11 protein-coding genes are annotated in these 12161 nt (G+C 33.7%); 6 read left to right on the top strand and 5 right to left on the bottom strand.

The window, feature by feature from the left end; genetic code table 11:
• The first annotated feature begins 101 nt into the window (after positions 1-101).
• A complete protein-coding gene (locus tag FND99_RS05070; RefSeq protein ID WP_144336900.1) occupies positions 102-2777 on the top strand; it encodes a zinc-dependent metalloprotease in 2676 nt (891 codons plus the stop codon).
• 70 nt (positions 2778-2847) lie between these two features.
• Here the strand turns inward: FND99_RS05070 and FND99_RS05075 are convergent, their stop codons facing one another.
• Positions 2848-3531 (bottom strand): ComF family protein, encoded by a 684-nt coding sequence (locus FND99_RS05075; RefSeq protein ID WP_246074172.1) that lies wholly within the window; start codon positions 3529-3531, stop codon positions 2848-2850.
• A 98-nt stretch (positions 3532-3629) separates the two neighbouring features.
• On the opposite strand from FND99_RS05075, the gene FND99_RS05080 reads away from it, so the two are divergent.
• The 5 genes from FND99_RS05080 (at position 3630) to FND99_RS05100 (ending at position 9596) form a co-directional block, all read left to right on the top strand.
• Positions 3630-5171, top strand: coding sequence for a glycine--tRNA ligase (locus FND99_RS05080; RefSeq protein ID WP_144336901.1), 1542 nt, complete (start codon positions 3630-3632; stop codon positions 5169-5171).
• 263 nt (positions 5172-5434) lie between these two features.
• Positions 5435-6334 (top strand): LytR/AlgR family response regulator transcription factor, encoded by a 900-nt coding sequence (locus FND99_RS05085; RefSeq protein WP_144336902.1) that lies wholly within the window; start codon positions 5435-5437, stop codon positions 6332-6334.
• 181 nt (positions 6335-6515) lie between these two features.
• Positions 6516-6752, top strand: coding sequence for a hypothetical protein (locus tag FND99_RS05090; RefSeq protein ID WP_144336903.1), 237 nt, complete (start codon positions 6516-6518; stop codon positions 6750-6752).
• Between the two features lie 98 nt (positions 6753-6850).
• Positions 6851-8908, top strand: coding sequence for a tetratricopeptide repeat-containing sensor histidine kinase (locus tag FND99_RS05095; protein WP_144336904.1), 2058 nt, complete (start codon positions 6851-6853; stop codon positions 8906-8908).
• Positions 8898-9596, top strand: coding sequence for a response regulator (locus FND99_RS05100; protein ID WP_144336905.1), 699 nt, complete (start codon positions 8898-8900; stop codon positions 9594-9596). The genes FND99_RS05095 and FND99_RS05100 overlap by 11 nt, the downstream gene beginning before the upstream one ends.
• Positions 9597-9716: 120 nt before the next feature.
• Here FND99_RS05100 and thiL read toward each other — a convergent pair whose 3' ends face one another.
• From thiL to FND99_RS20380, 4 genes are all read right to left on the bottom strand, one after another.
• Complete coding sequence (gene thiL, locus FND99_RS05105; protein ID WP_144336906.1) at positions 9717-10763, bottom strand: thiamine-phosphate kinase; 1047 nt, start codon at positions 10761-10763, stop codon at positions 9717-9719.
• A gap of 103 nt (positions 10764-10866) precedes the next feature.
• Positions 10867-11229, bottom strand: a complete 363-nt coding sequence (locus FND99_RS05110; protein WP_144336907.1) for a HepT-like ribonuclease domain-containing protein — start codon at positions 11227-11229, stop codon at positions 10867-10869.
• Positions 11222-11521: a nucleotidyltransferase family protein gene (locus FND99_RS05115; protein ID WP_144336908.1), complete on the bottom strand. Its 300-nt coding sequence runs from the start codon at positions 11519-11521 to the stop codon at positions 11222-11224. The genes FND99_RS05110 and FND99_RS05115 overlap by 8 nt, the downstream gene beginning before the upstream one ends.
• 141 nt (positions 11522-11662) lie before the next feature.
• Complete coding sequence (locus FND99_RS20380) at positions 11663-12142, bottom strand: YcxB family protein (RefSeq protein ID WP_162615537.1); 480 nt, start codon at positions 12140-12142, stop codon at positions 11663-11665.
• Positions 12143-12161: the final 19 nt, after the last annotated feature.

Below are 12161 nucleotides of genomic sequence, written 5' to 3' on the forward strand. Positions count from 1 at the left end.
GTGAAAATACACCAACTCGTCGACTAAAAAAGGTTAAATGTCGTTTATATGTAAGAATTTAATTTAATTGACTTAATTTTGATGTATCAACGCCCGCGTCTATGAAAAAACATTTACTCTCTTTATATTTTATTGTTTTCTGTACTGTTTTACATGCTCAAAATTCTGATTTGTGGCAAAAAAGCAGCGCAAATTCTGTGTTGAGCAAAAGAATAAGTACTTCAGATTCTGAAAAGCTTTATTGTAAATTAAATTCAGATCTTCTACAAATTAAGCTGGCATCGGCAACAGCAAAAGGTTCTCGAAATAATACAGCCGAAATTACAATTCCTAATACTTCGGGAGTTTTAGAGCGCTTTACTGTTTGGGAATCGTCGAATTTTGAGCCAGGACTTCAGGCAAAATATCCAGAAATCAGATCATATGAAGGAAATGGTTTAGATGATAAAACGGCAAAGATACATTTCAGCGTCTCGCCACTCGGACTTCAAACAATGGTTTTTCGTTCTGATAAATCGACGGAGTTTATCGAGGGAAATCCAGATGACAAATCAGAATATATTTTGTTTGCCAAAAGTAATTCGGCCTCAAAAAGACTTATCTGCAAAACTGATGATGTCATTTTAAATAAAAACAGTACGGCAAAAACTGCCAATACAGAATCAAACAACAAAGTTTTCAAAACAGTCCGTCTGGCTTTGTCCTGTACTGGAGAATATACCGCCTATTTTGGTGGTACAAAAGCATTGGCGCTTGCCGGAATGAACAACACATTGACCCGCGTAAATGGCGTTTTTAATAAAGATCTTGCGGTAAAATTGATTTTGATAGACAATACAGATGCTGTCATTTATACAGATGCAACCACAGATCCATACTCAAATGCCTCGACAGGTGCTGATGGTGCATGGAATCAAGAAGTTCAAACGACCTTGACCAATGTGATTGGAAATGCAAATTATGATATTGGTCATTTATTTGGTGGTTCTGGCGGTGGCGGTAACGCGGGTTGTATTGGTTGCGTTTGTACAAATCCAACAACAGGTGTTCCATTAGGAAAAGGAAGTGCTTATACATCGCCTTCAGATGGTAAACCGCAAGGAGACACTTTTGATATTGATTTTGTGGCACATGAATTTGGTCATCAATTAGGTGCAAATCACACTTTTTCATATGATTCTGAGGAAAGAACAAGCGTGAATGTTGAACCCGGAAGCGGTTCTACAATTATGGCTTATGCTGGTGTGACGGGCGATTATGATATTCAAAACACTTCTGACGATTATTTTGCTTATGTGAGCATCAGGCAGATCCAAAATACTTTGGCTAATAAATCCTGTCCCGTAAGTACCACGATTACAAATAATCCGCCGGTTATTAATGCCGGCAATGACTTTACAATTCCAATAAGTACTGCCTTTGTTTTAACAGGAACAGGCTCTGATCCTGAGGGAGATTCGGTTACTTATACTTGGGAAGAAAATGACAACGCAATAACAACTTCTGGAAGCACGAGTATTGCTTATCCAACAAAACCAGATGGACCGTTATTTCGATCTGTTGTCCCAACTGCAAGTGGTACAGTTCGCTATATGCCGAGTTTTAGTTATGTCCTTCAAAACAGATTAACCACAACTTGGGAATCAGTTTCGTCAATTGCGAGAACATTGCATTTTACTTTGACTGGACGCGACAATGCGGCTCAAGGCACGGCGCAGACAAATACTGACGATATGGTTGTAAATGTTGTTTCGACAGCTGGGCCATTTGCAGTGACTTCGCATAACAATGATAATGTTAGTTGGTGGCAAGGCTTGAGCGAGACTGTAACTTGGAGTGTAAATAATACAAATTCTTTGGCAGGTGCTTCTTCAGTTAATATTAAATTATCTACTGATGGAGGTGCAACGTTTCCTATAATTTTAGCTTCAAATACGCCAAACGACGGTACCGAAACTATTACGCTTCCTACAAGTGTTCCATCTTCAAAAAATTGTAGAATTTTAATTGAGCCAACGGCAAATATTTTTTACGCAATAAACAGCAAACCATTTGCAATTGGCTATACTGCAAACTCTTCTTGCAATAGTTATAGTTTTGGAAACTCATTTTCGATTCCAAATACTACAACTTTTGTTACTAGAACGATAACAGTTCCGGCATCTGAAGCGATAGTTACGGATGTCGATGTTTCGGTAAATATAACACATGATAAATTTTCTGATGTAGAACTTCAAATTGTTAGTCCTGCTGGAACTGTCGTTCGATTGTTTAATAAAAATTGCGGATCAACAAAATCTACTTTAGACATGCAGTTCAATGATTCAGGTGCTGCTTTAGATTGTAACGCAACAACGCAGCAAATTGTTTTGCCTGTTGATGCTTTGAGTGCTTTTAATGGTGAGAAAGCGCAGGGAAATTGGACATTTCGAGTTAGAGATGCTGTGGTTGGAAATTTCGGAACATTAAATTCGGCTTCAATTAATATTTGCGGTCAGACTTATACTTTGGGAACTCCAGATTTTGAAAGTATCGATTTTAGTATTTATCCAAATCCGAATAAAGGAAACTTTACGATTAAATTCCAAAGCGAATCACAAACTGGCGTAAAAGTTTTTGTTCATGATATTTTGGGAAAAATGGTGTATTCGAAAACTTTTGACATAACCTCAAATTTTGATCAAAACATTCAGCTTCCAAATGCGGTTTCCGGAGTTTATTTGGTGACGGTTATCGACGGAAACAGAAGAACAGTTAAAAAGTTGATTATCAATTAAAATTCAAAGAAAAAAATCTATAATTCCAAATTCCAATTGATTAACACATTGGAATTTGGAATTTCTTTTTTTATGAATTCGCCATCGCCATACAAACAATGCTGATTTTCGCGCCCGGAATTTTGAGCAAGGCTTTTGAACAGGCTTCGAGTGTTGAGCCAGTTGTCAAAACATCGTCAACAAGCAGGAAATGTTTATTGTGATTTTCTTCGGAAAATTTGACATCAAAAATATTTTCGATATTCTCAGATCGCCCGAGAAGATTCTTTTTTGATTGCGTTTTGGAATATTTTTTTCTGTATAAGACAGCATCGTCAAAAGTGAGATTTAAACCTTCAGAAATTGCTTCTGCGAAAGCAGTAACTTGATTATAGCCTCGTTCTTTAAATTTTTTTGGATGAAGCGGTACGGGAATGACAACTTCGAAAGGAGTTTTTAACCGAAGTTCTTTAAGATCTTCGGCATACCAATTTCCAAGAACCGTCCCAATTTCTTCGTGGCCTTTGTATTTTAAATTGTGAATCAGTTCTTGGACAATTCCCTTTTTTATAAAATATAACAATGCAGATGCATGCTCAATTTCAACTTTTCCATAAAACTTTTTTACAGCTTCATTTTCTGAATCCAGATGATATTGTGTCAGAGGCAATTCGTGTCGGCAATTGGTACACAAAACCGTTTCATTTGTCATTAAAACAGAACGGCATCCAGAGCAAACTTTCGGGAAAAACAGATTTATTATAGATTTAAACACAAATAGAAAGAATTTAGTTACAAAACTAACGAAATTCAAACTTCAATCTTTATTATTTTTCTTTTTTTTAAAACTACTTTTTATATTTTTGCATCACTATGGCAAAACAAGAAGATTTATTTAAGAATGTGGTTTCGCACGCAAAAGAGTACGGATTTATTTTTCCGTCAAGCGAAGTATACGATGGATTGAGTGCAGTGTATGATTACGCACAAAATGGTGTCGAGTTAAAAAAGAATATTCGTGAATATTGGTGGAAATCAATGGTTCAGATGAATGAAAATATTGTTGGTTTAGATGCGGCAATATTAATGCATCCAACAACCTGGAAAGCTTCAGGCCACGTTGATGCGTTTAATGATCCTTTGATTGACAATAAAGATTCGAAAAAAAGATATAGAGCAGACGTTTTAGTGGAAGATTATGCTGAAAAAATTAATCTGAAAGCTAAAAAAGAAATCGAAAAAGCAAAAGCTCGTTTTGGCGATGCATTCAATGAAGAAGAATTTGTTACTACAAATGCTCGTGTTATTGAATATTTGGCTAAAGAAAGAGAAATTAGAGAGCGTTTAGGACGTTCTTTAGGAAACGGAGATTTAGATGATGTAAAAGCTTTGATCGAAGAGCTTGAAATCGCTGACCCTGAAACGGGTTCTAAAAACTGGACAGATGTAAAGCAGTTCAACTTGATGTTTGGTACTAAATTAGGTGCTTCTGCAGAAAATGCAATGGATCTTTATTTACGTCCAGAAACAGCTCAAGGTATTTTTGTGAACTTTTTAAATGTTCAGAAATCAGGCCGTATGAAAGTTCCTTTTGGAATTGCTCAAACGGGTAAAGCGTTCAGAAATGAAATTGTTGCAAGACAATTCATTTTCCGTATGCGTGAATTTGAACAAATGGAAATGCAATTCTTTGTACGTCCAGGAGAAGAAATGAAATGGTACGAGCATTGGAAACAAACTCGTTTAAACTGGCACTTGTCTTTAGGATTAGGAAAAGAAAATTACCGTTTTCATGATCACGAAAAATTAGCACACTACGCAAATGCAGCGGCAGATATCGAATTCAACTTCCCATTTGGTTTCAAAGAATTAGAAGGAATTCACTCTCGTACTGATTTTGACTTAAAAGCACACGAAGAATATTCAGGAAGAAAACTGCAATATTTTGATCCTGAATTGAACGAAAACTACGTGCCATATGTAGTAGAAACGTCTGTAGGTCTAGATCGTATGTTTTTAGCTGTTTTTGCAACATCGTTGCAAGAAGAAACTTTAGAGGATGGTTCTACAAGAACAGTGCTTAAATTGCCTGCAGTTTTAGCGCCAACTAAAGCGGCGGTATTGCCATTGGTTAAAAAAGATGGATTGCCTGAAATTTCAAGAAAAATCATTGAAGATTTAAAATGGGATTTCAATGTGGCATATGATGAGAAAGACGCAGTTGGACGTCGTTACAGAAGACAAGATGCTCTTGGAACACCATTCTGTATCACAGTTGATCACCAAACTCTGGAAGATGAAACAGTAACTATTCGTCATAGAGATACCATGAAACAAGATCGCGTTAAGATTTCTGAATTGAGAAATATTATCGAAAACGAAGTTTCTATGAAAAACTGGTTGATGAAGATGTAATCTCCAACTTTAACATAATATAAATCCCAAATTCCGTCCCGTAACATGGGGAGAGTTTGGGATTTTTTTAATTTTGAGAAATGCATTTCGTCGAACTTTTTTGCATTTCATCTTTATGTATTAACATTTTAGTGTAATGTGTTAACAATGAATTATTTGCATAAATAATTTACGTAAATTTAATTGCGCATCATATGCTAAAATTCGAAAGTGAATCAGGTAATATAAATCTATGATTCATTTATAAATTATTTAAAACCAAATTGAAAAAATATTCCTACATTATAATTGACAATGACGCGGAAAGTGTTTTGAAAACCAGAATCGTTGCAGAAGGTTTTTCGGAATTAGCTTTTATAGCATCGGCTACGAATTATCAGCAGGGATTAAATTTGGTTTTAGAGCACCGACCTTATTTTGTTTTTCTAGAAATCGATTCAGAAAATACTTCAAGCAATTTATCGCTCGCTTTTATTGGAGAGTTGTATCGATATTTATCTGTACTTCCAAAAATCATTATTACAACAACTACAAAAGAACTGGCTTTTGATGCGATTCAGTATGGCGTTTTCGATTATATCCTGAAACCTTTAACGCATGTCGATGTTGTAAAAACACTTTTAAAACTCGAAAAAGTGCTTTTAGAGCCAAAAGAACAAAAAAATGCTATAGTTGAAGAATTAGCTCCTGTTGTCGAAGAAAAAGCCTCTGAGCTCAAAATAATGCCTTTAGACGTGCAGGAAAACCTAATTCCGGATTCAGAAGAAACTTCAATTGTCGTTCAAGAAACAGCAATACCACACCTTTTAGAAAAACCGTTGATACTTTGCATCAAGTCCTATGGCGATTATCGTTATATGAATGCGGCGGATATTTGCTATTTTCAAGCGGATAATAATTCGACAGATATTTATTTGAGTTCTGGCGAAATGGTGACAGCTTTCAAGACTTTAAAGCATTTTGAAAGTATTTTAGTACATCCGTTTATCCGAATTCATAACAGTTACATCATCAATCAAAACTACATTTCGAGAATTCATAACGGAAACTCAGTTTGTTACATCAAAAACTCTCCTAAAAAGGTTCCGTTTTCCAAAACTTACAAAGCAAATGTCGATTTGATAATCGCTAATTTCTCCGCAGGTAATTACATAGAGATCTAAAAACTAGATAATTACACGAATTTGACGCCCAATGACTATCATTTGGGTATGATCTACCATAAACTCGATTTTTCATGTAAATTTTTTTCGTCTTGGGGTATAATTTTACCAAACCGAAACGCAGAGTGCGAACGGTCCCAAAAACAAAAAAATCAAATTAAAACCTTAAATACCTCAGGTCATGAAAAAAACAGCTTTAACATTCGGATTATTTTCTTTAGTAATGGTTGCAACTTCTTTCGCAGCTCCAACAACTGCAGTAGCAGAACAAGATACTATCATTGGCGGACAGTCAACTGGACGTGATGGAAGTAGAAAATTAGATTTCCACACTACTACTAATGATTTAAAAAATAATCAGTCTGAAGGATTTCGTCAAGACAGACAATCACTAGGAAACACTATAAAACTTGACTAATAAACAAGTTCCATTATACAAAAAAAGGCTGTCAATTTTCGACAGCCTTTTTTTGTGTCTGTAGTTTTATTATTTTTGGTAAAACTCAAAACCAGACATTGAAAAAAACTTCGCAAATATTATTGGTTTTACTCCTCATCTTACTTGGATGCAATAAGAAAAATCATATCGAAAAAGCTGGAAATTCGCCCGAAGACAGTTTGCCTACTTATTTGTCTTTAGCAAATGACATCAATTTAACTTATGATTTAAAACAGAAATACAATCGAAAAGCATTCAATATCATTATTGAAAAGAATAATGATTCTTTAAACAGAGTCAATTTGTTTAAAGTAGCCAATAGATATTACAACATGAATGACCTCAAATCATATCGTGAAATATCAAAATTGGTTTTAGAACGATCAATAAGCGCCAAAGATTCTGTAAGCATGGGTAAAGCTTATACGTATTTGGGAGATTATTATAGTTATGAGAGCATTCCCGATAGTGCGTTTTTGAATTTTTTTAGGGCTCAAAAAATTTATCTTCGAATTAATGATCAATACAATCTAGCACAGACATTTTTAAGCAAAGCAAGTCTTCAGTACAACGAAGGAGATTTTTTTGAAAGTGAAATTGCTGTTTTTAAAGCGTTGAGTATTTTAAAAAAGCAAAAAAAAGTAAGTGATCTGCTTTATGAGTGTTATAATCTTCTTGGAATATTATACAATGATCGGGAAGAATATGATAAATCTTTGGAATATCATAAAAAGGCAATTGAAGTTTTAAAGAGTAAAGATATTCCGTCGGAACTGCAATTAGAAGCTACTTCGCTAAATAATATTGGTTTTGTTTATATTAATTTGAACGATTACGAGCAAGCGAAGCAATATTTTCAAAAAGGATTAAATCAGAAAAATTTATTTCAGGAAAAAAATGTGCTATATGCAATGTTGCTTGATAATCTTGCATATTCTAAATTCAAATTACAGGATTTTAAAGGACTTCCAGATCAGTTTGAAAGAGCTTTAAAAATTAGAGATAGTCTCGATTTAAAATCGGCGTCAATATTGAGCAGAATTCACTTGTCAGAGTTTTATGCTTTTAAAAAAGATACTTTTAGAGCCATTCAGTTTTCAAAACAGGCCTTAAGTTTAGCGCGAAATCTAAATATTGGGAAAAATACTTTGGAAGCACTCAAGCAAATTGCTATTGTTGATCCAAAAAATGCTTCGGTTTACTCTAAAGAATATTTTCGATTAAATGAAAAGATGCTTAAATCAGAGCGAAAAATGGGCGAGAAATTCTCCCGAATTGAATATGAAACCAATGAAATAAAAGATCAAAATTCGAATCTCGAGGAGAAAAATAGAACTTTAGTTTACGTTTTCAGTATTTGTACGCTTCTTGGTTTATTTTTCTATGTTTATAAAACGCAACAGGCAAAAAACCGGGAACTGCTTTTTAAACAACAGCAACAAGTTGCAAATGAAGATATTTACAACTTGATGATTTCGCAGCAAAATGAAATTGAGCTGACGCGAATTAAAGAAAAGAAAAAGGTGGCGCAAGAATTGCATGACGGGGTTTTGGGCCGAATGTTTGGTGTTAGAATCAGTTTGGACAGTCTTGATAAAATCGATGAAGCACAAGCTTTAGCAAAGAGAAAAAAATATTTGACAGAACTGAAACATATCGAAGAAGACATTCGCGAAATTTCGCATGACTTAAATAGAGAAAAATCAGAATTAATTAATAATTTTGTCGCGATTCTGATGAAACTATTTGAAAATCAGAGAAACACGTATAATTCAAAATTAATTACGACATTTGATTCTCATATAAAATGGGATCTTGTAAGCAATGCTGTCAAAATTAATTTGTACAGAATGATACAAGAAGCGCTACAAAATTGCAATAAGTATGCAGATGCTGATACAATTACTGTCGAGTTTAAAAGTGAAATAAATTATTTAGTTTTGTCTATTGCGGACGATGGAGTTGGTTTTAATGCAAAGAAAACTAAAAACGGTATTGGATTGCATAATATTCAGTACAGAGTCGCAGAGTGTAAGGGTACAGTTACGATAAAATCTGCCAAAGGAGAAGGAACACTTCTCACAATTAAAGTCCCAATCGATCAAAAAATTAACCTGCAAAATAATGACATTTGATTTACCCGCTCCAATTTCGCACTTAATCACGCGAAACATTTTGATTGTAGATGATCATCCTTTTATTATTGAAGGATATAAAAATGCTATAACGCGTTATAATCCAAAAGAATATGAGTTTCGTATTGCTCAGGCTTATGACTGCCGATCAGCTTATGATTTGCTAGAAGATGAATCAACGCCAAGATTTGATGTTGCATTTTTAGATATCAGCATGCCGGCTTATGAGGAAAAAGAAATTTTTTCTGGAGAAGATCTAGCAAAATTGATTTTGAAGAAAATGCCAGACTGCAAAGTAATTTTGCTGACGATGTACACCGAATTGCTGAAAATAAAGACTATAATCAGGACAATTAACCCGAACGGTTTAATAATTAAAAACGATCTTACTTTTGATGAGCTTCTTCTTGCTTTTGACAAAGTGATGAAAAACGGAAAATACTACAGCCAGTCGGTGGTGAAAATGGTAAATCAGTCGCCACATAATTCGATTGAAATAGATGAATTTGATAAACAGATTTTATTTCATTTATCAAAAGGCACAAAAACAGAAGATATGTCGCAATACATTCCGATTTCTTTGGCCGCAATTGAAAAACGAAAAGTCAGTTTGAAAGAATTGCTGAAAATACGATCAGGCTTAGACGAAGATCTTTTGAAAGAAGCAAAAAGCAAAGGGCTTTTTTAAAATTTTAGATTTTAGACATTAGATTTTAGAACATTACTTATAAAAAAACATCCCAACAGATTCGATAAAAACTGTTGGGATTTTTTTTATAGTTCAGCGCCTGAGACTGTATACTAAAATTTATTCACTCAAAGCATCCCAGCCTCTTGCTTTTAAAGCAATTTTTGTGTTGGCGCGGGTTACAAGATGAACTCCTTCATTTTCTTCGGTCATATGTCCGATAATTGAAAAGTTCGGATTTCCTTTTATTTTGTCAAAATCGTTAATGTCAATCGTAAACAAAAGTTCATAATCTTCTCCGCCGTTAATGGCAACAGTCGTACTGTCAATATTGAACTCTTCGCAAGTCGAAATAAATTGAGGATCTAACGGCAATTTATCTTCGTATAAGTTACAACCCACTTTTGATTGTTTGCATAAATGCATGATTTCTGAAGATAATCCGTCAGAAATATCAATCATGGCGTTTGGTTTTATTTCTAAAGCATGCAAAAGTGTGCGAACATCAGTTCTTGCTTCTGGCTTTAATTGTCTTTCGACCAAATAGGTATACGGATCTAAATCGGGCTGGCTGTTTGGATTTACTTGAAAAACTTGTTTCTCACGTTCCAAAACCTGCAGTCCCATATAAGCTGCGCCAATATCGCCTGTTACTACTAATAAATCAGTTTGTTTTGCGCCGTTTCGATATACAATTTCGTTTTCATCGGCCTCGCCAATTGCAGTAATGCTAATAATTAAGCCTTTTTGAGATGAGGTAGTATCACCGCCAACAACATCGACTTTGTATTCTTTTGCAGCTCTGGTAATTCCTTCAAATAATTCCTCTAAAGCTTCAAGTGGAAAGCGATTAGAAACAGCAACTGAAACCGTAATTTGAGTTGGTTTTGCGTTCATTGCGCAAATGTCGGAGATATTCACAACAACTGCTTTGTATCCTAAATGTTTTAAGGGCATGTAAGCCAAGTCAAAGTGCACGCCTTCGATTAATAAATCGGTAGAAACTATGGTTTTTTTATCTTTAAAATCTAACACGGCGGCATCGTCTCCAATACTTTTTAGAGTAGATTCTTGTGTAACATCAAAGTTTTTGGTTAAGTGGTCAATTAGGCCAAATTCTCCTAATTGTGCTATACTGGTGCGTTGCGGATTTTTATCTTCGATCATTTTTTCTGAGTTCCAAAGTTATTTAGTTGCAAAGGTACAAAGTTGGTTATTTAATAACTAAAAAGAGAGTTGTTATTAATTTTTGGTACAGAAGATTTGACCATTATAAGTAGTCATTTATGTTCTCTTCTATTAATTTATCTATTTCAATTTTTAATTTTGGAAGATGGTTTGTTAGAACTGACCAGATATTTTCATCAGAAATATTGTCGTAAGCATGTATAACTTGATTTCGTAATCCAATTATTGCTTTTGCATTAGTGATTTTTTCAGTAAATGAATTATCGCGAGTTATTATTCTATTTACGGCTTCACCAACAATTTCTAGATTTCTTTCAACTGCTCTTTTGAGCATCAGGTTGTTTCTATATATGAAAAAGTTTCTTTCTTCATCCTTGAAAAAAGTATCAATTTCTTCAATAGATATTTTGATATCGAAAAGCCATTTAAGAATTCTTTCATCCATAAATAAGCTCTTTTGAATTATTGATTGATTTAATTAAAATTGGATTTTTTAATGTTTGCTCTTCGACTAAATCAACTTCGCGCCCAAATAAACGCTCTAATTTTTCCTTGAAATCAATATAATTGTCAAAATATTTTGATAACTCAATGTGTTTAAATTTTACAAGAAGGTCAATGTCACTTTCTTTATCAAAATTAGAATTTAAAGCTGAACCAAATAGATACATCTTTTCCACATTGTACATTGTACAAAGGTTTTTTAAGTCTTCAATATTTTTATCAACTATCCCCATTATTGCAAATTTAGGCAAAAAAGTTCTATTAATACGGGCTATAAAATAATTACTTTGACCAACTCGTTTTTAGGGAAAACCGAGATATCGAATAGCATTAAAAGGAAAAACCAATTTTTAAATACCCAAATACTTAAATTGTCATTTATTGACAGTTTTAATTTTATCGAATATGTTTTTTTTAAACCAATCTAAATCTTCTGTGTTTATGAAGATTTTTTTTGGAAAATATAAACTTTGCGATTTTGAAATGTAAAGAAAATAATAGTCTTTAATTTCAAATGTTTTTATGAATTGTTCGAATTTTATTGTGCTATGCGAGCCATTGCCAAAATATGTATTGATTTGCTCTGTTGAGATTTCATAGTGTATTTCGCCAAATATCTTTCTATTGTCTTTTGAATTTGCAAATCTCCAATATTGAAAAATAAGAATGAAAGGATATAAATACAGAAAAATCAAACAAAAGATTGTCAAACCGTCTTTTTCCGCTTCAATAGAAATAAAAACGGCAAGAGCCCAAAAAATTAGAAATTCCCACCATTTTTTCTTTATAAGAACTTTTATAATTACTGATAAATATTCGTTTTTTGTTAATTCAAATTTTTCTGTTGTTATCATCTAATTGCTTTGTTTCGTA

This window comes from Flavobacterium daemonense (assembly GCF_007341385.1).
In the GTDB taxonomy this organism is placed as follows: Bacteria; Bacteroidota; Bacteroidia; order Flavobacteriales; family Flavobacteriaceae; genus Flavobacterium; species Flavobacterium daemonense.

What these genes read in the sequence shown, in the direction of transcription:
- FND99_RS05070 (WP_144336900.1), top strand. Translation starts at nt 102, where the DNA reads ATGAAAAAACATTTACTCTCTTTATATTTTATTGTTTTCTGTACTGTT.
- FND99_RS05080 (WP_144336901.1), top strand. Translation starts at nt 3,630, where the DNA reads ATGGCAAAACAAGAAGATTTATTTAAGAATGTGGTTTCGCACGCAAAA.
- FND99_RS05090 (WP_144336903.1), top strand. Translation starts at nt 6,516, where the DNA reads ATGAAAAAAACAGCTTTAACATTCGGATTATTTTCTTTAGTAATGGTT.
- FND99_RS05100 (WP_144336905.1), top strand. Translation starts at nt 8,898, where the DNA reads ATGACATTTGATTTACCCGCTCCAATTTCGCACTTAATCACGCGAAAC.
- thiL (WP_144336906.1), bottom strand. Translation starts at nt 10,763, where the DNA reads ATGATCGAAGATAAAAATCCGCAACGCACCAGTATAGCACAATTAGGA.
- FND99_RS05110 (WP_144336907.1), bottom strand. Translation starts at nt 11,229, where the DNA reads ATGGATGAAAGAATTCTTAAATGGCTTTTCGATATCAAAATATCTATT.
- FND99_RS05115 (WP_144336908.1), bottom strand. Translation starts at nt 11,521, where the DNA reads ATGGGGATAGTTGATAAAAATATTGAAGACTTAAAAAACCTTTGTACA.
- FND99_RS20380 (WP_162615537.1), bottom strand. Translation starts at nt 12,142, where the DNA reads ATGATAACAACAGAAAAATTTGAATTAACAAAAAACGAATATTTATCA.